26 protein-coding genes are annotated in these 26,997 nt (G+C 69.3%); 10 read left to right on the forward strand and 16 right to left on the reverse strand.

Going from position 1 to position 26,997, the window contains the following annotated elements; all coding sequences use genetic code 11:
• The 4 genes from AC1DGC_RS07410 to AC1DGC_RS07425 all read right to left on the reverse strand — a co-directional run bounded on the left by AC1DGC_RS07410 (position 1) and on the right by AC1DGC_RS07425 (position 2,119).
• Entirely contained in the window at positions 1-423 is a 423-nt protein-coding gene (locus AC1DGC_RS07410; RefSeq protein ID WP_478047539.1) for a hypothetical protein, read from the reverse strand.
• Positions 424-464: 41 nt separating this feature from the next.
• The gene (locus AC1DGC_RS07415; RefSeq protein ID WP_259203732.1) at positions 465-797 is read right to left on the reverse strand and encodes a non-heme iron oxygenase ferredoxin subunit; all 333 of its coding nucleotides are present in this window, start codon (positions 795-797) and stop codon (positions 465-467) included.
• Positions 794-1,330 carry a GNAT family N-acetyltransferase gene (locus tag AC1DGC_RS07420; RefSeq protein WP_478047540.1) on the reverse strand — a complete coding sequence of 179 codons (537 nt, stop codon included), beginning with the start codon at positions 1,328-1,330 and terminating at the stop codon, positions 794-796. Before AC1DGC_RS07420 ends, AC1DGC_RS07415 begins: the two co-directional genes overlap by 4 nt.
• Positions 1,331-1,450: 120 nt before the next feature.
• Entirely contained in the window at positions 1,451-2,119 is a 669-nt protein-coding gene (locus AC1DGC_RS07425) for an energy transducer TonB family protein (protein WP_478047541.1), read from the reverse strand.
• 202 nt (positions 2,120-2,321) lie between these two features.
• On the opposite strand from AC1DGC_RS07425, the gene AC1DGC_RS07430 reads away from it, so the two are divergent.
• Positions 2,322-2,738: a hypothetical protein gene (locus AC1DGC_RS07430; protein WP_478047542.1), complete on the forward strand. Its 417-nt coding sequence runs from the start codon at positions 2,322-2,324 to the stop codon at positions 2,736-2,738.
• A 73-nt stretch (positions 2,739-2,811) separates the two neighbouring features.
• Here AC1DGC_RS07430 and AC1DGC_RS07435 read toward each other — a convergent pair whose 3' ends face one another.
• From AC1DGC_RS07435 to AC1DGC_RS07455, 5 genes are all read right to left on the reverse strand, one after another.
• The gene (locus AC1DGC_RS07435; RefSeq protein ID WP_259203736.1) at positions 2,812-4,068 is read right to left on the reverse strand and encodes a cysteine desulfurase; all 1,257 of its coding nucleotides are present in this window, start codon (positions 4,066-4,068) and stop codon (positions 2,812-2,814) included.
• Positions 4,065-5,327, reverse strand: a complete 1,263-nt coding sequence (sufD, locus tag AC1DGC_RS07440; RefSeq protein WP_394161788.1) for a Fe-S cluster assembly protein SufD — start codon at positions 5,325-5,327, stop codon at positions 4,065-4,067. The genes AC1DGC_RS07435 and sufD overlap by 4 nt, the downstream gene beginning before the upstream one ends.
• Positions 5,327-6,091, reverse strand: coding sequence for a Fe-S cluster assembly ATPase SufC (gene sufC, locus AC1DGC_RS07445; RefSeq protein WP_259203738.1), 765 nt, complete (start codon positions 6,089-6,091; stop codon positions 5,327-5,329). The genes sufD and sufC overlap by 1 nt, the downstream gene beginning before the upstream one ends.
• 66 nt (positions 6,092-6,157) lie before the next feature.
• Positions 6,158-7,633 carry a Fe-S cluster assembly protein SufB gene (gene sufB / locus AC1DGC_RS07450; RefSeq protein WP_449334889.1) on the reverse strand — a complete coding sequence of 492 codons (1,476 nt, stop codon included), beginning with the start codon at positions 7,631-7,633 and terminating at the stop codon, positions 6,158-6,160.
• A 16-nt stretch (positions 7,634-7,649) separates the two neighbouring features.
• A complete protein-coding gene (locus AC1DGC_RS07455) occupies positions 7,650-8,102 on the reverse strand; it encodes an SUF system Fe-S cluster assembly regulator (RefSeq protein ID WP_259203742.1) in 453 nt (150 codons plus the stop codon).
• Positions 8,103-8,277: 175 nt separating this feature from the next.
• On the opposite strand from AC1DGC_RS07455, the gene AC1DGC_RS07460 reads away from it, so the two are divergent.
• Together AC1DGC_RS07460 and AC1DGC_RS07465 are read left to right on the forward strand one after the other, a co-directional pair.
• On the forward strand, positions 8,278-8,745 hold the full coding sequence (locus AC1DGC_RS07460) for an SET domain-containing protein (protein ID WP_259203744.1): 468 nt from the start codon (positions 8,278-8,280) through the stop codon (positions 8,743-8,745).
• Between the two features lie 136 nt (positions 8,746-8,881).
• On the forward strand, positions 8,882-9,424 hold the full coding sequence (locus tag AC1DGC_RS07465) for a type 1 glutamine amidotransferase domain-containing protein (protein ID WP_394161785.1): 543 nt from the start codon (positions 8,882-8,884) through the stop codon (positions 9,422-9,424).
• 73 nt (positions 9,425-9,497) lie between these two features.
• On the opposite strand, the gene AC1DGC_RS07470 is transcribed toward AC1DGC_RS07465, so the two are convergent.
• From AC1DGC_RS07470 to AC1DGC_RS07485, 4 genes are all read right to left on the reverse strand, one after another.
• Positions 9,498-10,094, reverse strand: a complete 597-nt coding sequence (locus AC1DGC_RS07470; RefSeq protein ID WP_259203746.1) for a DUF1439 domain-containing protein — start codon at positions 10,092-10,094, stop codon at positions 9,498-9,500.
• Positions 10,095-10,196: 102 nt separating this feature from the next.
• Complete coding sequence (locus AC1DGC_RS07475) at positions 10,197-10,706, reverse strand: hypothetical protein (RefSeq protein WP_478047543.1); 510 nt, start codon at positions 10,704-10,706, stop codon at positions 10,197-10,199.
• Between the two features lie 61 nt (positions 10,707-10,767).
• Positions 10,768-11,076 carry a DUF3861 family protein gene (locus AC1DGC_RS07480; RefSeq protein ID WP_259203748.1) on the reverse strand — a complete coding sequence of 103 codons (309 nt, stop codon included), beginning with the start codon at positions 11,074-11,076 and terminating at the stop codon, positions 10,768-10,770.
• A gap of 374 nt (positions 11,077-11,450) precedes the next feature.
• The gene (locus tag AC1DGC_RS07485) at positions 11,451-11,849 is read right to left on the reverse strand and encodes an HU family DNA-binding protein (protein ID WP_228886225.1); all 399 of its coding nucleotides are present in this window, start codon (positions 11,847-11,849) and stop codon (positions 11,451-11,453) included.
• 376 nt (positions 11,850-12,225) lie between these two features.
• Here AC1DGC_RS07485 and AC1DGC_RS07490 point away from each other — a divergent pair, with 376 nt between their 5' ends.
• Positions 12,226-12,660 (forward strand): OsmC family protein, encoded by a 435-nt coding sequence (locus AC1DGC_RS07490; RefSeq protein ID WP_259203749.1) that lies wholly within the window; start codon positions 12,226-12,228, stop codon positions 12,658-12,660.
• 75 nt (positions 12,661-12,735) lie between these two features.
• Entirely contained in the window at positions 12,736-14,409 is a 1,674-nt protein-coding gene (locus AC1DGC_RS07495; protein WP_478047544.1) for an amidohydrolase, read from the forward strand.
• 15 nt (positions 14,410-14,424) lie between these two features.
• Here the strand turns inward: AC1DGC_RS07495 and AC1DGC_RS07500 are convergent, their stop codons facing one another.
• A complete protein-coding gene (locus AC1DGC_RS07500; RefSeq protein ID WP_478047545.1) occupies positions 14,425-15,300 on the reverse strand; it encodes a PhzF family phenazine biosynthesis protein in 876 nt (291 codons plus the stop codon).
• Between the two features lie 170 nt (positions 15,301-15,470).
• Between AC1DGC_RS07500 and AC1DGC_RS07505 the strand changes: the two genes are divergently transcribed.
• From AC1DGC_RS07505 to murD, 3 genes are all read left to right on the forward strand, one after another.
• Entirely contained in the window at positions 15,471-18,074 is a 2,604-nt protein-coding gene (locus tag AC1DGC_RS07505; RefSeq protein ID WP_478047546.1) for a bifunctional aspartate kinase/diaminopimelate decarboxylase, read from the forward strand.
• 70 nt (positions 18,075-18,144) lie between these two features.
• On the forward strand, positions 18,145-19,497 hold the full coding sequence (murL, locus tag AC1DGC_RS07510; protein ID WP_259203758.1) for a UDP-N-acetyl-alpha-D-muramoyl-L-alanyl-L-glutamate epimerase: 1,353 nt from the start codon (positions 18,145-18,147) through the stop codon (positions 19,495-19,497).
• Positions 19,478-20,887, forward strand: a complete 1,410-nt coding sequence (gene murD, locus AC1DGC_RS07515) for a UDP-N-acetylmuramoyl-L-alanine--D-glutamate ligase (RefSeq protein WP_478047547.1) — start codon at positions 19,478-19,480, stop codon at positions 20,885-20,887. Before murL ends, murD begins: the two co-directional genes overlap by 20 nt.
• Positions 20,888-21,467: 580 nt before the next feature.
• Here the strand turns inward: murD and AC1DGC_RS07520 are convergent.
• Positions 21,468-22,064 (reverse strand): SMI1/KNR4 family protein, encoded by a 597-nt coding sequence (locus AC1DGC_RS07520; RefSeq protein ID WP_478047548.1) that lies wholly within the window; start codon positions 22,062-22,064, stop codon positions 21,468-21,470.
• A 224-nt stretch (positions 22,065-22,288) separates the two neighbouring features.
• Here AC1DGC_RS07520 and AC1DGC_RS07525 point away from each other — a divergent pair, with 224 nt between their 5' ends.
• Positions 22,289-23,089 carry a dienelactone hydrolase family protein gene (locus AC1DGC_RS07525; RefSeq protein WP_478047549.1) on the forward strand — a complete coding sequence of 267 codons (801 nt, stop codon included), beginning with the start codon at positions 22,289-22,291 and terminating at the stop codon, positions 23,087-23,089.
• A 1,036-nt stretch (positions 23,090-24,125) separates the two neighbouring features.
• Here the strand turns inward: AC1DGC_RS07525 and AC1DGC_RS07530 are convergent.
• Complete coding sequence (locus tag AC1DGC_RS07530; protein WP_259203762.1) at positions 24,126-25,124, reverse strand: polyprenyl synthetase family protein; 999 nt, start codon at positions 25,122-25,124, stop codon at positions 24,126-24,128.
• A gap of 202 nt (positions 25,125-25,326) precedes the next feature.
• Here AC1DGC_RS07530 and AC1DGC_RS07535 point away from each other — a divergent pair, with 202 nt between their 5' ends.
• Entirely contained in the window at positions 25,327-26,940 is a 1,614-nt protein-coding gene (locus tag AC1DGC_RS07535) for an alpha-glucosidase (RefSeq protein ID WP_394161767.1), read from the forward strand.
• Positions 26,941-26,997: the final 57 nt, after the last annotated feature.

Here is a 26,997-nt window from a genome sequence, read left to right on the forward strand (position 1 = left end):
TCAGGCGTGGGGAGGGGCGTGGCCGGGATTGAGCCTGAGCGCCGGTTCCATCCGCTGCCAGGCCAGCGCACCGGCCGGCCACAACGGCACCACGGCTACCCAGGCGCTGCGGCGCAGGCGGGGGCTCACGGCGTCCGGGCTGGACTCGGGGTCTGCGCCTGCTTCGAGCACGGACGGCTCACCGGCGGGCGCTTCCGGCGCCGGGGCCGGCAGGGCAGGTCCCGAGCGACTGTCGGCCGTCGCCGCCAACAGCGCCAGGGCGTGGGATGCGGCGCCGGGCCGGGCGTCTGTCCGGCCGCCGCTCAGCCAGCCGGCCGCCAGCAGCACCACGCAGAACGTGGCCCACAGGGCAGCATCACCGATGGCGGAACGGATGGCGGGCACGAAGGACCAGGCAGGCGCGGCCGGGTGGCCGCGGCGCACATGGTAATGCTAGCGATTCGCATTTTCAAAGCGCCCGGCGTTCAGTCGCGGTCGTCGCGGGTCCAGACCCCATCGAACTCACGCTTCACCGGGAACCGCGCTACCGGCGAGTAGGCCGGGGCGCACAGGGCCCGGCCATCGCGGACGTCGAAACGCGCCCCGTGCAGCACGCATTCGATGCTGGCCTCGGCGGTGTCGAAGGTGCCCGAGGACAGGTCGAACTCATCGTGGGTGCACTGGTCTTCCAGGGCGTACAGCTCGCCGTCCAGGTTGAACACCACGATCGGGGTGCCGGTGACCTCGTCGAAGGTGCTTTTCATCTCGCCGGGCAGCAGCTCGGCGCTGGCGCAGACGAAGGTCCAGGTGTCGCTCACGGGCGGGCCGCCAGCGGCTTTTCCAGGATCTCGAAGCGCAGGTCGTCGCGCTTGGGGATGCCGAAGCGTTCGTCGCCATAGGGGAACGGCTTCTTGATGCCGGTCCGCGCATAGCCGCGGCGCTCGTAGAAGGCGATCAGCTCGTCGCGGACGTCGATGACGGTCATCTGCATCACCGGCACGCCCCATTCGCGCGCGGCGTGCGCCTCGGCGGCGTCCATCAACTGCTTGCCGATGCCGCCGCCCTGCTGGGCGGGGTCGACCGAGAACATGCCGAAGTAGCCCTTGCCGCTGTCATCGGCCACGTGCGCGCAGGCCAGCAGGTGGCCATCGCGCTCGGCCAGCAGGATGGTCGAACGCGGCCTGGCCAGGTCGGCCTGCAGCCCATGCGCATCGATGCGGGCGCCGTCCAGCAGGTCGGCTTCGGTGGTCCAGCCGGCGCGGCTGGCGTCGCCGCGGTAGGCCGAGGTGACCAAGGTGATCAGGGCGGGGATGTCGGCGGCGGTGGCCGATCGGAAGGTCAGGGTGCTCATGCCTACATTCTAGGCGGGGGCGCCCATGCAGGGGAGGGGCGGTAGTCATTCGGCGGCGGGTGGGCGACAGAACACGCAGGCGAGCGAGCCGAGCGTCGACGGTCACGCGCGCTCGCCTGCTCAGCGCATGAAAAACTCCACCGGAAACGACAGTTCCACTGGCGCCGGGCGCTCATCGGGCACGTCCGGCAACGGTGCCGCGCGGCGGAAGGTGTCCAGCGCGGCCTGGTCGAGCAGCGCGAAGCCGGAGCTCCGTTCCAGCGAGAGGTGCAGCAGGCTGCCGTTGCGGGCCACGCTGACCCGGAGCTGGGCGACGCCCTCCTGGCGGCGTGCGCGCGCGGCAGCGGGATAGCGGCGGAAGCGCTCCAGGCGCGCCATGACCCGGCCTTCCCAACTGTCGCGCCCGGGCGTGGTCTCGCTGGGGCCGGTCGGCAGCGGCGGGCTGGGCGGTGCGGCGGCGACCGATGCCTCCTGTTGCTGCGGCGCCGTGGCGTCCACGCGCGGTTGCGGCGGGGTGGGGGGCGGGATGATCCAGTTGGCAGCGGCCCGCACGGGCGTGGGCGGCAGCGGGCGTGGCGGTTCCGGCGCTTGCCTGGTCGGCGTGGCGGCGGTGCTGGGGGTGGGGGCGACGATGTCTTCCAGTGGCACGTCCGGGGCCTGCGGCGGCAGCAGGATCAGCTGGGTACGTTCGGCTGGCGGTGGTGGCAGCGCGACAGGGGCGTAGGCCTGGGTCCAGAGCACCCCGACGAACACGCCGACATGGGCCAGCAGCGTGATGCCGGCCGCCACGGCCCGCGCAGGGCGTTCACCGATCGCGGGCAGGCGGGGTGACCACGTTGAATCCAGGCGGGGATGGCCCGTGGGAAGAGGGGGAGATAGCATTGCCAACCGCGCAAATGAGAAGTGTTCGCATTATCTCATTGTTGCATGCGGGTGCGGCGACCGTTTGGGCTACGCTGCGCGACGGGACGTTGGGCAACCAGGAGCGGGCATGGACGGCGTGCGTGCGGCGATGGCGGTGATGCTCGTGCTGCAGGGGGCGAGCGCGCAGGCGGGCGTGGCGCCCCCGTTGGCGGGGATCTATTCGAATGTATGCATGCACCCGGAGAGCGGCGACCTGCTCGGCACCGAGCTCACCTTTGCCGGCCCCGCCGACCCGGGCCGCGTGCAGTTGCAGCGCTACGATGGCGCTGCCGTGGCACCGGAGCAGTTGCGGATGACCGCGCGCGGCACGGCGTGGTACCTGCATGGCGGCGACGGTGCGGCAATGATGCTGCTGCAGCGGCAGGGGGCGGCGCTGCGGGTGATCTATCTGGATGGCCAGCAGGCCAGCGACGGCGGAACGAGCGAGACGCTGGTGGTCACCCCGCCGGGTCGCGCCGACCGCCAGCGCCCGATATGCCGGTAGCGGTGGAACGCGCCTGAACGCGGAACGCCGCGATCTCTCGCGGCGTTCCGGGGTAGGCGAGAATCGGTGGCCGTCAGCCCAGCAGCTTGCGCACCTTGTTCAACGCCACGATGAAGCGCTCGATCTCCTCGTGCGTGTTGTAGAAGGCCAGCGACGCGCGGCAGGTGGCGGCCACGCCGTAGTACTGCAGCAGCGGGTGCGCGCAGTGCTGGCCCGAGCGCACGGCCACGCCTTCCAGGTCGAGCAGGGTCGCCAGGTCGTGCGAATGCGCGCCATCGACCAGGAAGGAGACCACGGCCGCCTTGTCCGGCGTGGTACCGAAGATGCGCAGGCCGTCGATCTTGCCGAGCTCTTCGTTGAAGTGGGCCAGCAGCTCGGCTTCGCGTGCTTCCACGTGGTCCAGGCCCAGCGAGTCGAGGTAATCCACCGCCACGCCCAGCCCGATGAAACCGGCGATGTTGGGGGTGCCGGCCTCGAACTTGTGCGGGGCATCGTTGAACACCGTGCCCTCGAAGCTGACTTCCTTGATCATCTCGCCGCCGCCGATGAACGGGGGCATCGCCTCGAGGTGCTCGCGGCGCGCCCACAGCGCGCCGGTGCCGGTCGGGCCACACATCTTGTGGCCGGTGATGGCGTAGAAATCGCAGCCGATCGCGGCCACGTCGACCTTGCGGTGCGGTACCGCCTGGGAGCCGTCGACCACGGTGATGATGCCGCGCTTGCGTGCTTCGCGGCAGATCTCGCGCACCGGGTTGACCGTGCCGAGCACGTTGGACACGTGGGCCACGGCCAGCAGCTTGACCTCGGCGGTCATGGCACGGCGCAGGGCATCCAGGTCGAGCGCACCGTCGGGGGTGATCTCGGCCACGCGGATCGTGGCGCCCGTGCGTTCGGCGACCAGCTGCCACGGCACGATGTTGGCGTGGTGCTCCATGCGCGAGACCAGGATGACATCGCCCGCCTTCAGCCGCGGCAGCGCCCACGAGTAGGCGACCAGATTGAGCGCGAAGGTCGTGCCGCTGCACAGCACCAGTTCGCTGGGGCGCACGTTGAGGAAGCGTGCCAGCTTGTTGCGCGCGCCCTCATAGGCGTCGGTGGCCTCGGTGCCCAGCGCATGCACGGCGCGGCTGACGTTGGCGTTGTAGCGTCGGTAGAACTCGTCCACCGCGCCGATCACCTGCACCGGCTTCTGGCCGGTGTTGGCGTTGTCGAAATAGACCAGCGGCTTGCCGTGTACTTCCCGCATCAACAGCGGGAAATCCAGGCGCACGCGGTCCCAGTCCGGGGCCACCGCGGTATCGGTGGCCGGGCGCGGGGTGGACAGGTTCATGCCACGCCCGCCCGGGCCAGGGCCAGGTCGAGCTGGCGGCGCAGTTGTTCGGTCAGGCGCGCATCGAGCGCGTTCAGCGGCTCATGACAGAACGCGGCGCTGAGCAGCTGCTGCGCCTGCTCGGCGGCCAGGCCGCGCGAGCGCAGGTAGAACAGCGCGTTGGCATCGAGCTGGCCGACGGTGGCGCCGTGCGCGGCCTTCACTTCGTCGGCGTCGATCACCAGCGTTGGCTGGGTATCGATTTCGGCATCGGCCGACAGCAGCAGGTTCTTGTTGGACAGGTTGGCATCGGTGCCATCGGCGCCGGCGCGGATGTGGATGCCACCATGGAACACCACGCGGCTGCGGTTGGCGGCCACGCCGCGCCAGACCATTTCCGAGGACGTGTCGCGCGCGATGTGCTCGATGCCCAGGCGGGTATCGACATGCCGGCGGCCGTTGCCGAGCAGCACGCCGTTGGCGGTCAGCTGGGCGTTGTCGCCTTCCAGGCGCACGTTGAACTCGTGGCGGCTGAGCGCAGCGCCCAGTTCCAGGTCGATGCGGCGGTACTGCGCGTTGCGGGCCAGCACGGCGTCGGTGCGCAGCAGGCTGGTGGCGCGGGTACCGTCGGCCTGCACGCGGGCGTGCGAGAGCACGGCGTCCTGGGCCAGGTGCACGTGCACCAGGGTGTTGCCCAGGTGCGCGGCATCGCCGACATGCAGGTGGTGCTCGACCACGCCGAGGGCCGCGCCACTGCGCAGTTCGATCAGGTGGCGGTGGTGCCAGGCCAGGTCGGCGGCGCCGGCCACGCTGACGAACACAAGCTGCAGCGGCAGGTCGACCTGCGCATCGTCGTCCACCCGGACCAGCACGCCTTCATCGGCGAGGGCAGCGTTGAGGCGGGCGAAGACTTCGTCGCTGCGTTCGAAACGACGGCCCAGGAAGCGCAGGGCGTCATCGCCGGCGGCCAGCGCCGAGGACAGCGTCTGCAGCTGCACGCCGGCCGGCAGCGCGCCCAGGTCGCTCAGCGCGTCGGACGGCCGGCCGTTGACGAACACCAGGCGCGGCGACGGGATGTCGGCCAGCAGCGCGGCATCGACCTCGACGGCCGCCAGCGGCGCGGGGCTGAAGCTGCGGCGTTCGAGCTGACGCAGCGAGGTGTACTTCCAGGCTTCGGTGCGCGGGCCGGGCAGGCCCGCCTGCAGGGCAGCATCCAGTTCGGCGCGACGTGCGTCGCTGCCGCAGAAGCCGCTGGCGAGGGAATCCAGCAGGACGCTCATCAGACCGCTGCCTCGGGGACGACGCGGTCCTTGAGGAAGTGGTAGCCATGGGCTTCCAGTTCCAGGGCCAGTTCCGGGCCGCCGCTCTGCACGATCTTGCCGTCGGCCAGCACGTGCACCACGTCCGGCTTGATGTAATCGAGCAGGCGCTGGTAGTGGGTGATCACGATGAACGAACGGTCCGGCGAGCGCAGCGCGTTGACGCCGTCGGCCACGCTCTTGAGCGCGTCGATGTCCAGCCCGGAGTCGGTTTCATCCAGGATCGCCAGCTTCGGCTCGAGCACGGCGAGCTGGAAGATCTCGTTGCGCTTCTTCTCGCCACCGGAGAAGCCTTCGTTGACGCCACGGTGCAGCAGTTCGTCCTTCAGGTGCAGCACGGCCAGCTTCTGCCGTACCAGCTTGAGGAACTGCATCGAATCCAGTTCTTCCTCGCCACGTGCCTTGCGCTGGGCGTTGAGCGCGGCGCGCAGGAAGTAGGTGTTGTTCACGCCGGGGATTTCCACCGGGTACTGGAAGGCCAGGAACAGGCCGGCGGCCGCGCGTTCTTCCGGCGCCAGGTCCAGCAGGTCACGGCCGTCGAACTGCACGCTGCCTTCGCTGACGTCATAGCCGTCACGGCCGGCCAGCACGTTGCCCAGGGTGGACTTGCCGGCGCCGTTGGGGCCCATGATGGCGTGCACCTGGCCGGGCTTCACGTCCAGCGACAGGCCCTTGAGGATGTCTTTCCCGCCGATGCGGGCGTGGAGGTTGTCGATCTTCAGCATGATACGAATCCGGGGTAGCGCCACGCCGTGCGTGGCTGAAAAATTCAAACGAAGGCGGCTGTCGGGTTAACCGACAGACCCTTCCAGCGAGACTTCCAGCAGCTTCTTGGCTTCCACCGCGAACTCCATCGGCAGCTCGCGGAAGACCTGCTTGCAGAAGCCGTCGACGATCATCGACACCGCGTTTTCCTGGTCGATGCCACGCGCGCGGCAGTAGAACAGCTGGTCGTCGGAGATCTTGGAGGTGGTCGCCTCGTGCTCCACCGTCGCGCTCGGGTTCTTGACCTCGATGTACGGGAAGGTGTGCGCGCCGGACGTCTTGCCGATCAGCAGCGAATCGCACTGGGTGTAGTTGCGCGCGCCGTCGGCGTTGCGGTCCACCTTGACCAGGCCGCGGTAGGTGTTCTGGCCGCGCCCGGCGCTGATGCCCTTGCTGACGATCTTGCTCTTGGTGCGCTTGCCGATGTGGATCATCTTGGTGCCCGTATCGGCCTGCTGGCGATGGTGGGTAAGCGCCACCGAGTGGAACTCGCCCACCGAGTCGTCGCCCAGCAGCACGCAGGACGGGTACTTCCAGGTGATCGCCGAGCCGGTCTCGACCTGGGTCCAGGTGACCTTGCTGCGCGCGCCACGGCATTCGGCACGCTTGGTGACGAAGTTGTAGATGCCGCCCACGCCGTTCTCGTCGCCCGGGTACCAGTTCTGCACCGTGGAGTACTTGATCTCGGCATCGTCCAGCGCGACCAGCTCGACCACCGCGGCGTGCAGCTGGTTCTCATCGCGCATCGGCGCGGTGCAGCCTTCCAGGTAGGACACGTACGCCTTGTCCTCGCAGATGATCAGGGTGCGCTCGAACTGGCCGGTGTGGCCGGCGTTGATGCGGAAATAGGTGCTCAGTTCCATCGGGCAGCGCACGCCCCTGGGAATGAACACGAAGCTGCCATCGGAGAACACCGCCGAGTTGAGCGCGGCGAAGTAGTTGTCGCCGACCGGCACTACGCTGCCCAGGTACTGCTTGACCAGGTCCGGGTGTTCCTTGATGGCCTCGGACATCGAGCAGAAGATCACGCCCTTCTCGGCCAGTTCCTTGCGGAACGTGGTGCCGACCGAGACCGAGTCGAACACCGCGTCCACGGCGACGCCGGCCAGCCTGGCGCGCTCGTGCAGCGGCACGCCCAGCTTGTCGTAGGTGTCCAGCAGTTCCTTGGGCACGTCGTCCAGCGAGGCGTACTTCGGGCCCTTGGGCGCGGAGTAGTAGCTGAGCGCCTGCAGGTCGATCGCGGCGATCTGCAGCTTGGCCCAGTCCGGCATCGGCATGGTCAGGAAGTGGCGGTAGGCCTCGAGGCGCCACTGCGTCATCCATTCCGGCTCGTCCTTCTTGGCCGACAGGGCACGGATGGTGTCCTCGTCCAGGCCAGGCGGCAACGAGTCCGATTCGATGTCCGTGATGAAGCCCGCCGCGTATTTGCGGCCGAGCTGCTCATGGATCTCGCGGTTGGGGGTATCGCCGGCGGCGACGGTGTCGAGGATATCGGTGGCCATGGGGGCTGCCTGTGGATCAGGAGACGACATCCGCCGCGATCACGCGGCGGGGGGCGTCAACAAGGGGAAGAGGGGGCAGGATCTGCGCCAGGCTGACCGCACGCAGTGCTTCGGACACCACGTCGTTGATCAGCCGCCAGCTGCTGCGTGCGCCGCACTGCATCTCGCGCCCGCACTGGCTGTGCTCGTGGGCGCACTCGGTGAGGCCCAGCGGACCTTCCATGGCTTCCACGATCTCGAACAGGCTGATCTGGTCGGCCGCGCGGGTCAGGCGATAGCCGCCGCGCACGCCGCGCAGGCCTTCGACCAGGCCGGCCTGGGCCAGCGGCTTGAGCAGCTTGCTGACGGTGGGCGGTTCGAGGCTGGCGAACTCGGCCAGCTCGGTGGCGCTGAGCACCTCACCCGGGCGGGCGGCGAGCACGGTCAGCACGACGGTGGCGTAATCGGTGAGCTTGGTAACGCGGAGCATGGGGAGGGCAGAACCATAAAGCGGACTGAAATTGTACGCTTTTATCCCCGGGCATCCAACCCACCCCGTTCAGGCGCGTCGCGGCGGGGTGCCGCGGGGGCGGGCGCGCGCGTCGCTTTGGCAATCACAAAGATTAAGCGAGAATCGGTCCCCACCTCTCGCAACGGCCAGCCAGATGCCCAAGAAGATCCAAGCCCGCAAGTCCTCCATCCATGGCAATGGCGTGTTCGCGCTGGCGCCGATCAAGCAGGGCGAGCGGGTCATCCAGTACAAGGGTCTGCTGCGCAGCCACGCCGACGTGGATGCCGATGATACCGGGGACGTGGAGAGTGGTCACACCTTCCTGTTCACCCTGAACGACGATTACGTCATCGACGCCAACTACAAGGGCAACGACGCGCGCTGGTTGAACCACAGCTGCGAGCCGAACTGCGAGGCGGTGATCGAAGAGGCCGAGGGTGACAACCGCCGCGAGGACAAGGTGTTCATCGAGGCGATCAAGGACATCCAGCCGGGCGACGAGCTGACCTACAACTACGGCATCACCCTGGCCGAGCGCCACACCGCGCGCCTGAAGAAGATCTGGGAATGCCGTTGCGGGTCGAAGAAGTGCACCGGGACGATGCTGCAGCCCAAGCGCTGATAGCGCCGCGCGTACCGGCCCTTGGTCGGTACCCGCCGTGCATGGCGGTGGACACCGACACGCCGTGCACATGCCGGTCACTGCTGCCCAATGCGGCGCTGCGCACACTGGACGCTCCTTTTCAACGGAGCTTTCCATGGCACACGCACTCAACGGCAAGCAGGTGGCGGTCCTGGCCACCGATGGTTTCGAACAGTCCGAGCTGCAGGAGCCCAAGCGCCTGCTGGAATCCTGGGGCGCTACCGTCACGGTGATCGCGCCGGGCGACGCCAAGCAGATCCGCGGCTGGAAGGACAAGGACTGGGGCGAGAGCGTCACGGTCGATCAGTCGCTGGCCGCCGCCAAGGCCGAGGCCTATGACGCGCTGGTGCTGCCGGGTGGGGTGATCAACCCGGACAAGCTGCGCATCGACAGCCAGGCGGTGGACTTCATCAAGGCCTTCGGCGCCAGCGGCAAGCCGGTGGCGGCGATCTGCCACGGACCGTGGCTGCTGGTGGAGTCGGGCCTGGCCAAGGGCCGCGAGGTCACCTCGTGGCCGTCGCTGAAAACCGATCTTGGCAATGCCGGCGCGCGCTGGCGCGACGCCGAGGTGGTGGTGGATGGCAACCTGATCACCAGCCGCAAGCCGGATGACATCCCCGCGTTTGCCGATGCGGTCGCCAAGGCGCTGGCCGCTTGATCATCGCGGTACCGACCGGCCCACGGTCGGTACCCGCTGCGGCCCCTGACGTGGGCCGCGGCCTGGTTCGAGGTTATCGGCCCAACACACCCGCCGGCACCAGCTTGCCGAGGTCCTGGTTGAAGGTGACCACCAGCTTGCCGTTTTGCACCTGCGCCGACTGCACCTGCAACGCGCCCAGCACGCTGGCCACGGTCGGGTCGATCTTGTAGATCGGCTCGCGCCGCGCGTAGTCGGTCAGCCAGGCGTTGAGCAGGCTGCGGGTGCGGGAGTCGAGGCGGCCGCCATTGTTGGCCGGGGTGAAATCGTCCACGGTCGGCTGGTCCAGGTGGAAGCCCTGGGTCTGCGCGTCATAGCGCAGGCCGCTGCTCAGCTTGACCTTGCCCAGCGGCGCAGGCGCACTGCCGGCGGTGGCCATCGCCACGTCGAAGCCGAGGTCCAGGCGATTGCCTTGCGGCAGGGTCAGCTGCGGGTGGCTCATGGTCATGGCGATCAGGCCGCCGAGGGCATCCTGCGTGCGCGGGAAGCTGCCGTCGAGGTACTGCTGGACGTCGCTGGCCCCGACCGACAGCTGGCGACCGGAGACGCTGGGGGCAGCCTGCGCGCCGACCGCAGCGGCGATCAAGACGGTGCAGGCGGCAAGGCGGGACAACAGCGGGCGTGCGTTCATGGTGTCAGGCCGTGGGAGGTGGGAGGAAGACGCCCACGATAGCGCCTTCGGCTGAATCCAGCTTGGATACGGGGCGCACGCAGCGCCGCGGTTGCCGGCGGCTCAGTCGAGCATCGGTTGCAGGGACGCGGCATGGATTTCCCAGCCGCTGCCATCGGGCTTGGGTCGCAGGCGGTACCAGCCTTTGTAGCGCTGCACCCCGTCGACGGTGGCGGCGCGGATCCGCACGGGTACTTCGCGCAGCCGCGAGGGCTGGTCCTCGTCGCGGGCGATCGGCGCATCGGTCTCCACCCGCAGCGTGCGCAGGCCGGGCAGGCCGGGCAGGTCGCGCAGGGCGGCATCGTCGGCACCGAGGGACCGACCAGTGCTCCAGAACGCATCGGCGGCGGCGCGATCACCGCGCATCACCGCATTGAGGTAATGGCGCACCACGCGGCCTTCGCTGTCCGCACCGGCAGCCACCGCGCTGAGCGCGGGGATAGGGATGTCGCCCAGGGCGTCGCCGCTGGCGGCGTCGTTCGGCTGCGCTGCAACGGCTGCGTGCGCGCGGCTGGCGTCGCCGGCATCGCGTTGGCAGGAACAGCCGCCCAGCAGGAGCGGTAACAGGAACATGGCACGGTGCATGGCGGTCTCTCCCCGGAGAAGGGCAGAGTGTAACGGCCGGGCGGCGGGCTCAGGGGGCCTGCTGGATGTCCTGCAAGGCGTCCAGCACCTGCCCCAGCTGCGGCTGCAGGCGGGTCAGCGGGTGGTCCGGTTCCTGCGCATGGCGGCGGGCCAGGTCGTGCAGCAACTGGGTGGCCACGATGGCCGCGGCGCGCTCGTCGCCGCTCAAGCCGGCCTGACGGCGTGCCACTTCCAGCAGCCGCATCCAGTCCTGCTGGGCGCGGTGTTCCAGTTCGATCGTGCAGCGTCCGCTGCACTGCAGCCCGTCCTTCTCGATCGGAGTGACGGTAATGCGGTAACGCTGGGAGGGACTGGTCATGGCGGCCGGCGGTGTGGGGACAGGCCCACCATAGGCGTGCCCATCGCCAGCGGCGACCGGCGCGGTCGCACGCAGTGTTCCACCTTGTGCGTTCCAGTCCTGACCGACCGGGCCGGGAAGGCCGTGGCAGCAGCGTTTGCGCGCGTGGAAGGCCTGCACGCCGGCGTGGGCAACGCTGTGTTGCGCGGTCTGCCGGGATGGCAGGGGCCATGCCTGCTGGGCCCCGCCCTGGACAGACAATGGATAGTCAGGCGGGCGAGCCGCAACCGCCGCACGCGTACCCCACGCAGTGCGTGCCGGAGGCGCGCAGGAAAGCCAAAAAAGAACGGGACGGCCAAGGCCGTCCCGTCCGGGTGCTGCAGGAAACGCGCTGATTACAGCGCAGCGTCCTTGAGCTTCTTGAGCGGACGCACCTTCAGCTTGGTGGAGGCCGGCTTGGCGGCGAACCACTGCTCTTCCTTGGTGAACGGGTTGATGCCCTTGCGCTTCGGCTTGGCCGGAACGCTGACGGTGGTGATCTTCAGCAGGCCCGGCAGGGTGAAGCTGCCCGCGCCCTTCTTGTGCACCGAAGCGGCGACGGCGCCTTCCAGCGAGGCGAGCACGGCGCGCACGTCCTTGGCGACAACGCCGGACGCTTCAACGATGTGTGCAACCAGACCAGACTTGCTCAGTACGTCCTTGATCGGCTTGGGAGCGGCCGGCTTGGCGGCTGCCTTGGTAGCGACTTTCTTTACTGCCTTCTTCGGGGCAGCCTTCTTAGCGGTCTTTGCCATGGTTTCCTGTTCCGTGAACGGTTGGTTGTTTGGTCGCGCCGAACCCCGTCGGCAAGCGAAATGTAGGGCAACAACGCGGCGCCGCCAATAGGCAATCGCATAAATATTCGCGATTTCCCGCGTGTCGGTTACCGCAGTGCATCAGTACATAGCCGAAAAACAGGGGTCGGCGCGACCTGGGCCTGGGCGGGGCAGGGCCCGGCGGCGGGTGTCTGGAGGGCGCAACCCCCTTGAAAACAGCGGTTTTTTTGCGTCGCCCGGGCGCCGTCGGGTGGCGGCGGGAACGGCACTGCCGGCGCCGACACACCGGCCCGACACGGTGCTAACGCCGCACGGTCCATGCTGGTCCTGCCATTCATCCGCAGGAGAACAACCGATGGGTATTTCGCGTCATGCCACCGCGCACTGGGAAGGTGACCTCAAGACAGGCAAGGGACAATTGAGCACGCCGCAGAGCGGCCTGCTGGACAAGACCCGCTATGCCTTCAGCAGCCGCTTCGGCGATGAGAAGGGCACCAACCCGGAAGAACTGATCGCCGCCGCGCACGCCGGCTGCTTCACCATGGCCCTCTCGGCCAAGCTCACCGAGGCCGGGTTCGTGCCGACCTCGCTGGACACCGAGGCCAAGGTCGACCTGTCGATGGAAGGCGGTCCGCAGCTTTCGCAGATCACCCTGACGGTCAAGGCCGTGGTGCCGAACATCGATGCGACGCAGTTCCGTGCGATCGCCGACGACGCCAAGCAGAACTGCCCGGTGTCCAAGGCGTTGAGCGCGGTGCCGATCAGCCTGGAGGCCGAGCTGGCCGGTTGAGCGTGCCGCAGCGCGCATTGAGTGAACCCGGCAGGGGCGGCATAGTCGCCCCTGTTTTGTTGCGGGGAGCATCGTATGCGCGTTCGTGTTCTGGCTGTCCTGTTGTCCTGTCTGTGTGCCGCCCAGGCGCAGGCCGATGTGCGGCTGCTGACCGCCGCGACCATCCACACCGGTGAAACCGATGCGCCGGCCGCTACCGCGCTGGCCTGGGACGACGCCAGCGGCCGCGTGCTGGCGGTGGGCGAGCGCGACGCGCTGCGGGAGCGTTACCCGCTGGCGACGGTGACCGACCTGGGCGATGCGACCGTGGTGCCGGGCTTGATCGATGCGCATGCCCACCTGATGTTCCTGGGCGCCACGCTGATGCAGGCCGACCTGAGCGGCGCGACCAGCAAGGCCGAGATCATCGCGCGGCTGCAGCGCTTCGCCGCCGACAACCCGGACGGCTGGCTGCTGGGCAACGGCTGGGACCAGAACCACTGGGCGCAGACGGATTTCCCGACCGCGGCCGACCTCGATGCGGCGTTCCCGGCGCGTCCGGTCTGGCTCGGGCGCATCGACGGGCACGCCGGCTGGGCCAACAGCGCCGCCCTGCGCGCACTGGCGCAGCAGTCCGGGCAGCGTGCCCTGGCCGGGCGCTGGCAGCCGGCGGGCGGGCGCATCGTCCGCGATGCGCGCCACCAGCCCAGCGGAGTCTTCATCGACGGCGCGATGGAGCTGGTGCGTACGGCGATCCCGGCTCCGGGCGAGGCCGCGCGCGAGCAGATGCTGGCCCGCGCACTGCGCAAAGCGGTCAGCCAGGGGCTGACCGGCGTGCATGACATGGGCGTCTCACGCGAGGACCTGGCGCTGATGCGCCGTTTCGCCGATGCCGGCCGGCTGCCGCTGCGCATCGATGCCTACGCCGATGGCGACGCCGAGGCGCTGGCCGATCTGTGCGCACACGGGGCGTATCGCCACCCGGGCGGACGCCTGGAAATGCAGGGCGTGAAGCTGTTCATGGATGGCGCGCTGGGCAGCCGCGGGGCCGCGCTGTTGGCCGACTACAGCGACGACCCGCATAACCGCGGGCTGCTGGTGACCTCGCCCGATGCCTTCGACGTGGCGGTGCGCAAGGCCGATGGCTGCGGGCTGCAGGTGGCCACCCACGCGATCGGCGATCGCGGCAACCGGATCGCGCTGGACACCTATGCGCGGGTGCTGGGCGACGGCAAATCGCGTGACCATCGCTGGCGCATCGAACATGCGCAGGTGGTGGCGCTGGCGGACATCCCGCGCTTCGCCGCGCTGGGCGTGATCGCCTCGATGCAGCCCACCCACGCCACCTCGGACATGGGCTGGGCGCAGGACCGGGTGGGCCCGGAGCGCATCCAGGGCGCGTATGCATGGCGGCGGATGCTGGCCTCCGGCGCGCATCTCGCATTGGGCTCGGATTTCCCGGTGGAGCAGGTGGACCCGCGGCTGGGGCTGTACGCAGCGGTGACGCGGCAGGACCGCGCGGGGCAGCCGCCGGGCGGCTGGCTGCCGGACCAGCGCCTGAGCGCTGCCGAGGCGCTGCGTGGCTTTACCGCCGACGCGGCCTGGGCCGGGCATGACGACACCGAGGTGGGCCGCCTGCGGCCGGGGCTGCGCGCCGACTTCGTGGTGCTCGACCGCGACCCGCTGGCGGTGCCGGCGGCGCAGTTGGCCGAGCTGCAGGTGCGCTCGACCTGGGTGGATGGCCGCCCGGTCTACGAGGCCGCGCGCTGAACCGCTGCGGCGCGCTTACCAGTCCAGGGTGCCGCGGATGACGGTCTGCACCTGGCCACCGGACCAGACATCGCCGGCGGCGTCGATATGCAGGTGCAGCCGCGCGTCGTGGCCGACTTCGCGGCCCTGGCTGACCACGTAGTCGCGCGCGCCGGCCGGGAGGGCATCGCGGCTGTCCAGCCACGCCGCCAGCACGGCGTTGGCCGCGCCGGAGGCCGCATCTTCGAAGCGGCGGCCACTGCCGACGAAGGCGCGCACGGCCAGGTCCCATGCCTGGCCCTCGCTGCGCGCGTAGGCGAACACGCCCATGCTGTCGGTGGCCTCGGCCAGCGCGGCAATCGCGTCCCAGTCCGGGCGCAGCGCACGCAGCGTGGCCTCCTCATCCAGTTCCACCACCCACCAGCTGCGCCCGCCGGCCATGCGCGCCGGCGGCAGCGCGCCCAACGCCCAGCCGGCCAGTGCGGCCTGCAGGCGCGGGTCGGCGGCGGTGGTCACCTCGGCGACGCTGGCGCGCGGGGTGCGGATGGCGATGCTGCGCGACGCGCCGTCACCGGCCACGCGCAGCGGCAACGCCCCGGCGATGCCGTCCTGCACCAGCATTCCCTCCAGCGGCGCGGCCAACCCGGCCTCGAGCACGGCGTGGGCCGTGCCAACGCTGGGATGGCCGGCAAAGGGCACTTCCTTCTGTGGGCTGAACATGCGGATGCGGTAGCTGGTGCCGGCCGTTTCCGGGGCAAACACGAAGGTGGTCTCCGGCAGCCGGGTCCAGCGCGCGATGGCCTGCATGCTGGCCTCGTCCAGGCCCTCGGCGTCGAGCACCACGGCTAGCGGGTTGCCGGCGCCGGGGCGGGGGGAAAACACGTCCAACTGCAGGAAACGGCGGGAAGTCATGGCGGTGGGGGTCTGCGAAACGGTCGGGCAGCTTACCAACCCGGGCCGGTTCCGGGGCCGCGCGGGTGCGCTGGCTGGCCCTGCCGGGGCCGGGCTTGGCATAGAATCGGGAGTTCGGCCGGTGTGCCGGGCGAATCCCCCCCTCCCACTACGAAACCCCCTTTACCTCCATGTCAGCTTCCCCCCTTGTCGATCGCTGGATCGTACTGAAGTTCGGCGGCACCTCCGTGTCGCGTCGTCACCGCTGGGACACGATCGGGAAGCTGGCGAAAAAACGTGCGGAAGAGACCGGTGCGCGCGTGCTGGTGGTGGTCTCGGCGTTGTCCGGGGTGACCAACGAACTGACCGCCATCGCCGATGGTGCCGCCGACAGCCGTGCCCGCATGGATGCGCTGGTGGCGCGCCATCGTGCGTTCCTGGTGGACCTGGCGCTCGACGCCGGCGCGCTGGATGAGCGCCTGGCGGGGTTGTCCGGGCTGCTGGATGACCCGCGCGCGGCCAGCCGCCCGCTGGACTGGCAGGCCGACGTGCTGGGCCAGGGCGAGCTGCTGTCCTCCACCGTCGGCGCGGCCTACCTGCGCGCCAGTGGCCTGGACTTCGGCTGGATGGATGCACGCCAGTGGCTGGATGCGCTGCCGCCGCAGCCCAACCAGAGCGACTGGTCGCAGCGCCTGTCGGTGAACTGCCAGTGGCGTGCCGATGCCGAGTGGGCCGCACGCTTCCGCGCGCAGCCCACGCGCATGCTGATCACCCAGGGCTTCATTTCGCGGCACGCCGATGGCGGCACCGCCATCCTCGGCCGCGGCGGCTCGGACACCTCGGCGGCGTACTTCGGCGCGCTGCTCGGCGCCAGCCGCGTGGAAATCTGGACCGACGTGCCGGGCATGTTCAGCGCCAACCCGCGCGACGTGCCCGACGCCCGCCTGCTGACCCGCCTGGATTATTACGAAGCGCAGGAAATCGCCACCACCGGCGCCAAGGTGCTGCATCCGCGCTCGATCAAGCCGTGCCGCGACGCCGGCGTGCCGATGGCGATCCTGGATACCGAGCGCCCGGAACTGCCGGGCACCAGCATCGACGGCAACGCCGCGCCGGTGCCGGGGGTGAAGGCGATCAGCCGGCGCAACGGCATCGTGCTGGTGTCGATGGAAGGCATCGGCATGTGGCAGCAGGTCGGCTTCCTGGCCGACGTGTTCGGGCTGTTCAAGAAGCACGGGCTGTCGGTGGACCTGATCGGCTCGGCGGAAACCAACGTGACCGTGTCGTTGGACCCGTCCGAGAACCTGGTCAACACCGACGTGCTGGCCGCCCTGTCGGCCGACCTGTCGCAGATCTGCAAGGTGAAGATCATCGTGCCGTGCGCGGCGATCACCCTGGTCGGGCGAGGCATGCGCTCGCTGCTGCACAAGCTGTCGGACGTGTGGGCCACGTTCGGCCGCGAACGCGTGCACATGATTTCGCAGTCCTCCAACGACCTCAACCTGACCTTCGTCATCGACGAAGCCGACGCCGACGGCCTGCTGCCGATCCTGCATGCCGAGCTGATCGACAGCGGCGCGATGCCGGTCGAAGAGGGTGAGGTGTTCGGCCCGCGCTGGCGCGAGATCGCCGGCACCGTGCGTCCGCGCGAAACCGCCTGGTGGCGTGGCCAGCGCGAGCACCTGCTGACCCTGGCGCAGGCCGGTACGCCGCGCTATGTGTACAACCTGCCCACGGTGCGCGCCCGCGCCCGCGCGCTGACGGCCATCAAAGCCATCGACCAGCGTTACTACGCGATCAAGGCCAACTCGCACCCCGCCATCCTGGAGGTGCTGGAGCAGGAAGGCTTTGGCCTGGAATGCGTGTCGCATGGCGAGCTCAAGCATGTGTTCAACACGCTGCCGACGCTGTCGCCGCGCCGCGTGCTGTTCACCCCCAGCTTCGCCCCGCGTGCCGAGTACGACGCAGCCTTCGCGCTGGGCGTGACCGTCACCGTGGACAACGTTGAAGCGCTGCAGCGCTGGCCAGAGCTGTTCCGCAACCGCGAACTGTGGCTGCGCGTGGACCTGGGCCGTGGTGAAGGCCACCACGCCAAGGTGCGCACCGGCGGCAAGGACTCCAAGTTCGGCCTGCCGATCGCCCGCGTGGACGAGTTCGTGCGCCTGGCCACCGAGCTGGGCACGCGCGTGGTGGGCCTGCATGCGCACCTGGGCAGTGGCGTGGAAACCGCGCAGCACTGGCGCCTGATGTGCGATGAGCTGGCCGGTTTCGCGCGCCGCATCGGCAGCGTGGAAACCATCGACATCGGCGGTGGTCTGCCCATCCCCTACACTGCCGACGACGAGCCGTTCGACCTGGAGGCCTGGGCCGCCGGCCTGGCCGAGGTCAAGGCGGTGCACCCGGCGTTCCGCCTGGCGATCGAACCCGGTCGCTATCTGGTGGCCGAGTCCGGCGTACTGCTGACCACGGCCACGCAGGTGATCGAGAAGGATGGCGTGCGCCGCGTGGGCCTGGACGCGGGCATGAACACGCTGATGCGTCCGGCCCTGTACGACGCCTGGCACGACATCGAGAACCTCAGCCGGCTGGGCGGGTATGCCGAGGCCGTGTTCGACGTGGTCGGCCCGATCTGCGAGTCCAGCGACGTGTTCGGCAAGCGCCGCAAGCTGCCGGTGTCGACCGCGCCGGACGATGTGATGCTGATCGCCGATGCCGGTGCGTACGGCTACGTCATGGCCAACACCTACAACCAGCGCGAGCTGCCGCGCGAGGACGTCATCGATGACGTGCCGTGACCGCTGCCTGCCGCCCACCCTTGAAGACGCGCCGTGCAAACGCACGGCCGCCCTCTGAACCGGATACACCATGACTGCTTTCGATAAACACCAGGTTGCCGTTTTCCGCTTCGTGCGCTGCGATTTCGCTGCCGACACCGGCGTGGCGCGCCTGGTCTACGCCTTCGACGACGGCCCCGAGCTGGTCGAGACGGTGACCATCCCCGGCGCGCCGTTCGTCCTCGACGGTGCCCGCGCCGAGGCGGTGCAGCACGCGCTGCGCCTGCTGCACCTGATTGCCGGCGTCAGCTACTACAAGGCCGGCGTACCGGACCAGGTGCGCATCGACAGCTATGCCATCGACGCGGCGACCGCCGCGCTGGTGGAAACGATCTACCTCAACGGGCTGGGCGAGTTCGCCTACCGCAACGGGCTGAACCTGCGCGGCCGCTTCCGCCTGCCGGTGGATGGCGCGGCGTTTGCCGCCCCCGCGGTGGGCCTGCGCGAGCACGCGCTGGTGGCGATCGGCGGCGGCAAGGATTCGCTGGTCAGCATCGAAGCCCTGCGCGGGCTGGGCATCGCCGAAACGGTGACGTGGATCGGCGGCTCGCAGTTGATCCGCGCCTGCGCCGAACGCACCGGGCTGCCCACGCTGAACATCGGCCGCGCGCTGGCCCCGGAACTGTTCGAGTTGAACCGCCAGGGCGCCTGGAACGGCCACATCCCGGTGACGGCGGTGAATTCGGCGATCATGGTGCTGGCCGCGCTGCTGCAGGGCGTGGACCAGGTTGTCTTCTCCAATGAGCGCTCGGCCAGCTACGGCAGCCAGATTCCCGGCACCGGCGAGGTCAACCACCAGTGGTCGAAGGGCTGGGCGTTCGAGCAGGCCTTTGGCGAGCACCTGGAACAGCACGTCGCCGCCGACCTGCATTACTACTCGCTGCTGCGCCCGTTGTCGGAGCTCGCGGTGGCGCGCCAGTTCGCCAGGAGCGATGCGTACGACGCGCATTTTTCCAGCTGCAACCGCAATTTCCACATTCTTGGCGAACGCCCGGTCAACCGCTGGTGCGGGGTGTGCCCGAAGTGCCATTTCGTGTTCCTGGCGCTGGCCCCGTTCATGCCCAAGACGCGCCTGGTGGGCATCTTCGGCCGCAACCTGCTGGATGATCCGGAACAGGCCGGTGGCTTCGATGCGCTGCTCGAGTTCCAGGACCACAAGCCGTTCGAATGCGTGGGCGAAGGCCGCGAATCGCGCGCGGCGATGGCCACCCTGGCCGCGCGCCCGGAGTGGGCCGAAGACGCGTTGGTGAAGCGTTTCGTGGCGCAGATCCAGCCGCAGCTGGATGCCGCCGAGCTGGGCATCGCGCCGCTGCTGGTGCTCGAGGGCGAACACCGTATCCCGGCGCCGATCTGGGAGCGCCTGCGTGCGAATTTCGCAGCTTGAAGGCAAACGCGTTGCGTTGTGGGGCTGGGGGCGCGAGGGCCGTGCCGCCTGGCGCGTGCTGCAACAGCGGCTGCCCGCGCTGCCGCTGACCCTGTTCTGCCCGGCGGCCGAAGCGGCCGCTGCGCGCGAGGAAACCGCCGGTAGCCTGGACGTGCGCGCCGATGTGGACGGCGCCGCGCTGGCCGCCTTCGAGGTGGTGATCAAATCGCCGGGGATCAGCCCGTATGGCGAGGCGGCGCTGCATGCGGCGGCGCAGGGCACGCAGTTCATCGGCGGTACCTCGCTGTGGTTCGCCGAGCATGCCGATGCACAGGGCACCGTGCGCGATACGGTGTGCGTGACCGGCACCAAGGGCAAGAGCACCACCACCTCGCTGCTGGCGCACCTGCTGCGTGCCTCGGGCGCGCGCACCGCGCTGGTGGGCAATATCGGCCTGCCGCTGCTGGAAGTGCTGGCGCCCGATCCGGCACCGGACTACTGGGCGGTGGAGCTGTCCAGTTACCAGACCGGCGAGGTCGCGCGCAGCGGCGCGCACCCGCAGGTGGCGATCGTGCTCAACCTGTTTCCCGAGCACCTGGACTGGCACGGCAGCGAAGCGCGTTACATCCAGGACAAGTTGCGCCTGGTGACCGACGCGCAGCCGCGCATCGCCGTGCTCAATGCCGCCGACCCGCACCTGGCGGCGCTGTCGCTGCCAGGCAGCGAGGTGGTCTGGTTCAACCAGGCCGAGGGCTGGCACATGCGGGGCGATGTCGTGCATCGGGGGGCGCAGGCGGTGTTCGACACCGCGCATACGCCGCTGCCCGGCCGGCACAACCGCGGCAACCTGTGCGCGGTACTGGCCGCGCTGGAAGCGCTGGGCCTGGACGCGGTGGCGTTGGCCGCGGCGGTGCAGGACTTCCGTCCGTTGCCCAACCGCCTGCAGACCATCGGCACGTGCGATGGCATCACCTTCGTCAACGACTCGATCAGCACCACCCCGCATGCCAGCCTGGCCGCACTCGACTGCTTTGCGGGGCAGCGCATCGCGCTGCTCGTGGGCGGGCACGACCGCGGCCTGGATTGGCACGATTTCGTGCAGCACATGGCCCACGACGTGCCGCCGGTGGAGATCGTCACCCTGGGCGCCAACGGCCCGCGCATCCATGCGTTGTTGCAGCCGTTGGCCGACGCGGGCCGTTTCGGCCTGCATGCCGCCGCCGACCTGGCCGAGGCGATGCAGCTGGCACGCACCGCGCTGGGTGGGCAGGGTGGGGTGGTGCTGCTTTCCCCCGGCGCGCCGAGTTATGGCGTGTACCGCGACTACGTCGCGCGTGGGCGGCATTTCGCCGAACTGGCCGGATTCGATCCGGAGGCGATCACCGCGATCCCGGGGATCGGAATCGCGTAGAGCCGACCGTTGCTCGGCTGCCCTTGCGCGTAGAGCCACGCCATGCGTGGCTGCGGGGTCTGCGCCGAGAGCAGCCACGCATGGCGTGGCTCTACGGGGGCGCGGCGTTGACCATGGCCATCGGTGCGATGGTCAGGCGTCTTTGTCGATGAAGGCGGTCGCTGCTGATGCGAGCCTGGTAGAGCAACGCCATGCGTGGCTGCGGGCCTGCGCCGAGAGCAGCCACGCATGGCGTGGCTCTACGGGGGCGCGGGGTTGACCATGGTCATCGATGCGATGGTCAGGCGTCTTTGTCGATGAAGGCGGTCGCGCTGATGCGAGCCTGGTAGAGCCACGCCATGCGTGGCTGCGCGGTCTGCGCCGAGAAGCAGCCACGCATGGCGTGGCTCTACGGGGGCGCGGGGTTGACCATGGCCATCGATGGGATGGTCGGGCGTCTTTGTCGGTGAAGGCGGTCGCTGATGATGCGAACCTGGTAGAGCCACGCCAAGCGTGGCTGCGCGGTCTGCGCCGAGAAGCAGCCACGCATGGCGTGGCTCTACGGGATGCGCGGGGTTGACCATGGCCATCGATGCGATGGTCAGGCGTCTTTGTCGATGAAGGCGTAACCGCCGTCGATGAGCTGTTGCAGGTACGCATCGAAACTGGGGGCGATCACGGCGTAGCTGTCCGGGTCGTGCAGGTAGCGCACCACCTGGCCAACGCGGCCGCCGGGTGCGGGATCGAAATCCAGGTACAGCACCGAGGTGCCGCCGTTGTTGGCGCAGTGCGCGAAGCACAGTCGCCGGCCCATGGGCAGGTCGGCATCGATGCCCGCGCCGAGGATCGCGGGGTCTTCCTCCAGCCATTCTTCATAGATCGAACGGATGCTCTCTCCCCAGCCGTCCCACTGGGCGCTGTCCTCGAACATCTGCTCGACCGAGCGCAGGTAGTAGGGGTAGCTGCCGAGGTCCGAGCCGAGCATCAGCAGGTTGACCTCGCCCTGGGGGTAGGGACGGTAGTGCGTGCCATCGACCCGGCCGAGCAGGGCGAGCAGGCTGTCGGGAACCTGCGGCCAGCGTTCGCGCAGGCGCTGCAGGTCGGTGCTGCTGGCGCCTTCGATCCAGCCCCACATCGGCGCGTCGTCTGCCGGCAGGCGCGGTGCGAGGCCGGAGAGGAAGCGATCGACAAGGGTCATGCGGGCGTTCCTTACGCGGGGGCGGCCAGCCTGCCAGATCGGGTGCGCGTCCGTCGAGCCGTTGAGGTCGGCCTCTGCGATCCGTTTCGAGGCGTGGGGCGATTTCCGTGCCAGATGTGGCGAAACGGTCACCGAACGAGCGGCAGCCGACCAACGGTCGGCTCTACACGGTGTCGTCAGGCGGCCGGCATACACTCGGGGTTCTTTCTGTCGGGAGCAGACGCATGAAAAGGCAATGGCGGTGGGGTGCGGCGGTGCTGTTGGGGATGACGGCGTTGCCGGCCCTGGCGGCGATGCAGGCCAAGCCGGTGGAGTGGACGCTGGACGGCACCACGTTCAGCGGCGTCCTGGTCTACGACGACAGCGACAGCGACAAGCGACCCGGGCTGGTGATGGTGCCCAACTGGAAGGGCGTGAACGACTCCGCGATTGCCAAGGCCAAGCAGCTGGCCGGCGATGACTACGTGGTGCTGGTGGCCGATGTGTACGGCAAGGGCGTGCGCCCGAAGACCGATGCCGAGGCCGGCCCGGTGGCGACCAAGCTGCGCAACGACCGGCCCGTCCTGCGTGCGCGGGCGCTGAAGGCGATCGAGGTGCTGAAGGCGCAGGCGGGCAAGGCGCCGCTGGATGCAGGCCGGATCGGCGCGGTCGGGTTCTGCTTCGGCGGTACCACCGTGCTGGAGATGGCGCGTGCCGGGGCGCCGCTGGCGGGCGTGGTGAGCCTGCATGGCGGGCTGGGTTCACCGCTGCCGGCCAAGGCCGGTGGCAGCCATCCGTCGGTGCTGGTGCTCAATGGCGCCGACGACAAGGGCGTGAGCAAGGACGACATCGCCAGCTTCGAGCAGGAAATGAACGCGGCCAAGGTCGACTGGGAGTTCACCAATTACAGCGGCGCGGTGCACTGCTTCGCCGAATCGGACGCCAACAGTCCGCCGGGGTGCCTGTACAACGAACGCGCGGCCAAGCGCGCGTGGAAGGCGCTGGACGTGTTCTTCGAGGAGCGGTTCGAGACGAAACGCCGGTAGAGCCGACCGTTGGTCGGCTGCACCGCGCATGGCGCGGTGCATTCATCGGCGATCGTGGTGCCGGAACGAAGAGCAGCCGACCAACGGTCGGCTCTACGAATCAGGGCCACGTTGCCCCGGCGGTCGGCCCGTACCAATGAGGGACCCCGTCGCCCGGCGGTCGGCCCGTGCGAATGAGGGACCACGTTGCCTGGGCGGTCGGCCCGTGAGAACGATCCGGTAGAGCCGACCGTTGGTCGGCTGCACCGCGCACGGCGCGGTGCATTCATCGGCGATCGTGGTGCCGGGACGAAGAGCAGCCGACCAACGGTCGGCTCTACGAATGCGGGACCACGTTGCCCCGGCGGTCGGCCCGTACCAATGAGGGACCACGTCGCCCCTGCGGTTGGCCCGTGCGAATGAGGGACCACTTTGCCCGGCGGTCGGCCCGTGCGAACGATCCGGTAGAGCCGACCGTTGGTCGGCTGCACCGCGCACGGCGCGGTGCATTTATCGGCGATCGTGGTGCCGGGACGAAGAGCAGCCGACCAACGGTCGGCTCTACGAATCAGGGCCACGTTGCCCCGGCAGTCGGCCCGTACGAATGCGGGACCCCGTTGCCCCGGCGGTCGGCCCGTACCAATGAGGGACCACATTGCCCGGCGGTCGGTCCGTGCGAACGATCCGGTAGAGCCGACCGTTGGTCGGCTGCACCGCGCATGGCGCGGTGCATTCATCGGCGATCGTGGTGCCGGAACGAAGAGCAGCCGACCAACGGTCGGCTCTACGAATGAGGGGCCACGTTGCCCCGGCGGTCGGCCCGTGCGAATGAGGGACCACGCCGCCCCGGCGGTCGACCCGTGCGAATGAGGGACCCCGTTGCCCCGGCGGTCGACCCGTGCGAATGAGGGACCACGTTACCCCGTTGGTCGGCCCGTGCGAATGAGGGAGCACGTGGCCCCAACGGTCGGCCCGTGCGAATGCGGGACCACCTCGCCCAGCGGTCGGCCCGTATGAACGATCCGGTAGAGCCGACCGTCGACCGGCACACCCTCCGTCAATGCGAGCGCTGCACCGCGTAGCGGGCGAGGCCGCGCAGGGCGGCGACGGCGTCGTTGTCGGCCAGGCCGTCCAGCGCGCGCTCGGCGGCGTCGGCGTACTCCACCGCGCGGGCACGGCTGTATTCCAGGCCGCCGGTGGCGTGGATGGCGGCCAATACCTCCGGCATCGCCTCGGCATCGCCGTTCTGCACGATCTCGCGCAGGCGCTCGCGGGTGGTCGCGTCGGTATGCGCCATGGCGTGAATCAGCGGCAGGGTGGCCTTGCCTTCGGCCAGGTCGTCGCCGAGGTTCTTGCCCAGTTCGTCGGCGTTGGCCGAGTAGTCCAACACGTCGTCGGCGATCTGGAACGCGTAGCCCAGGGCCATGCCGTAGTCGTACAGCGCCTGCTGGGTGGCCTCGTCCACGCCGCTGGCCAGCGCGCCCAGGCGGGTGCCGGCGGCGAACAGCACCGCGGTCTTGCGCTCGATCACGCGCAGGTAGGCGGCTTCGTCGGTGTCGGGGTTGTGTACGTGCAGCAGCTGCAGCACCTCGCCTTCGGCGATGCGGTTGGTGGTGTCGGCGAGGATGCGCATGACCGGCATGCGGTCCAGCTCGACCATCAGCTGGAAGCTGCGGGAGTACAGGAAGTCGCCGACCAGCACGCTCGGGGCGTTGCCCCACAGCGCGTTGGCGGTGCTGCGGCCGCGCCGCAGGCTGGATTCGTCCACCACGTCGTCGTGCAGCAGGGTGGAGGTGTGGATGAACTCGATGATCGCCGCCAGCTGGTGGTGCTCCGGGCCGGCCTGGCCGACCGCGTGGCCAGCCAGCATCACCAGCATCGGGCGCAGGCGCTTGCCGCCGGCCGAAATGATGTGGTCGGCGATCTGGTTGATCAGCACGACATCCGAGGACAGTCGGCGGCGAATCAGGGCATCGACGGCGGCCATGTCGGGCGCGGCGAGCGTCTGGATCTGGGGCAGGCCCAGCGCGGGGCGGGTGTCTTCGGTGATGGTCATGCGGTCTGACTTTCAGGCTTGAGCTGAATTATAGGCGGTGCGGTGGTTTTCCGCCCGCGAAGGCCATCCGGGGCGGTCCGGGCCGTCCGCGGGCGTGAATACGTATGCATGCGGCGCCATCGCCGGAGGCGCGCGGATAAGCTTGTCGCTACGTTCTGGCGCCCCGATGCGGGTGCCGTGGAAGCCCGGAGGGGGCCCTGAAATGTCGCAGACTCCATGGTGGCGTGGCGCCGTCATCTACCAGATCTACCCGCGCAGTTTCCTGGACGCCAACGGCGACGGCGTGGGCGACCTGCCCGGCATCATCGAACGCCTGGATTACGTGGCGGCGCTGGGCGTGGACGCGATCTGGATTTCGCCGTTCTTCACCTCGCCGATGGCCGACTTCGGCTACGACATCGCCGACCACCGCGACGTGGACCCGCTGTTCGGCCGCCTGGAGGACTTCGACCGCCTGCTGGCCAAGGCGCACGCGCTGGGCCTGAAGGTGATGATCGACCAGGTGTTCAGCCACACCTCGATCGAGCACGCCTGGTTCCGCGAGAGCCGCCAGGACCGCACCAACCCCAAGGCCGACTGGTACGTGTGGGCCGACCCGCGCGAGGACGGCACGCCGCCCAACAACTGGATGTCGATCTTTGGCGGGGTGGCCTGGCAGTGGGAGCCGCGGCGCGAGCAGTATTTCCTGCACAACTTCCTGGCCGACCAGCCGGACCTGGATTTCCACAACCCGGCCGTGCAGCAGGCCACGCTGGACTACGTGCGCTTCTGGCTGGACCGCGGCGTGGATGGCTTCCGCCTGGATTCGATCAACTTCTGCTTCCATGACGCGCAGCTGCGCGACAACCCGGCCAAGCCGCTGGAGAAGCGGGTGGGGCGCGGTTTCAGCGCGGACAATCCGTACGCCTACCAGTACCACTACTACAACAACACCCAGCCGGAGAACCTCGGGTTCATCGAACGCCTGCGCGGGCTGCTGGACGAGTACCCGGGCACGGTGAGCCTGGGCGAGATCTCGGCCGAGGATTCGCTGGCCACCACCGCCGAGTACACGGCGCCAGGCCGCCTGCACATGGGCTACAGCTTCGAGCTGCTGGTGAAGGATTTCAGCGCCGGCTACATCCGCGACACGGTGTCGCGGCTGGAGGCGACGATGACCGAAGGCTGGCCGTGCTGGGCGATTTCCAACCACGATGTGGAGCGCGCGGTGACGCGCTGGGGCGGGTATCCGGCGCAGCCGCGGCTGGCGCGGCTGCTGGTGGCCTTGCTGTGCTCGCTGCGCGGGTCGATCTGCCTGTACCAGGGCGAGGAGCTGGGGCTGGGCGAGGCGGACGTGCCGTTCGAGGCGCTGCAGGACCCCTACGGGATCACGTTCTGGCCGAATTTCAAGGGCCGCGACGGGTGCCGGACGCCGATGCCGTGGCTGGACGCGCCGCTGGCGGGGTTCACCACGGGCGAGCCGTGGTTGCCGATCCCGGCCGAGCATCGGGCGGCGGCGGTGGCGGTGCAGGAGCACGATCCGCACTCGGTGTTGAGCGCCTTCCGCGCGTTCCTGGGCTGGCGGCGGACGATGCCGACGCTGCTGGTGGGCGACATCGTGTTCCTGGCCACGGCCGAGCCGGTGCTGATGTTCGAGCGGCGGCACGCGGGCGAGACGCTGCTGCTGGCCTTCAATCTGTCGGCCGATGCGGTGCGCGTGGCGTTGCCGGCGGGGCCATGGCAGGCGCTGCACGTGCCGGGCCCGGACGTGGGCCACGCCGACGCCGGCGAGCTGGTGCTTCCGGCGCAATCGATGTACTGCGCGCGTCGCGGCTGAACGTTTTCCGGTGGTATTGAGAGGGCGGGGCTTTTGGCCTCGCCCTTTTTTTGTTCC

It is taken from the genome of Stenotrophomonas sp. 05N37, from assembly GCF_056397365.1.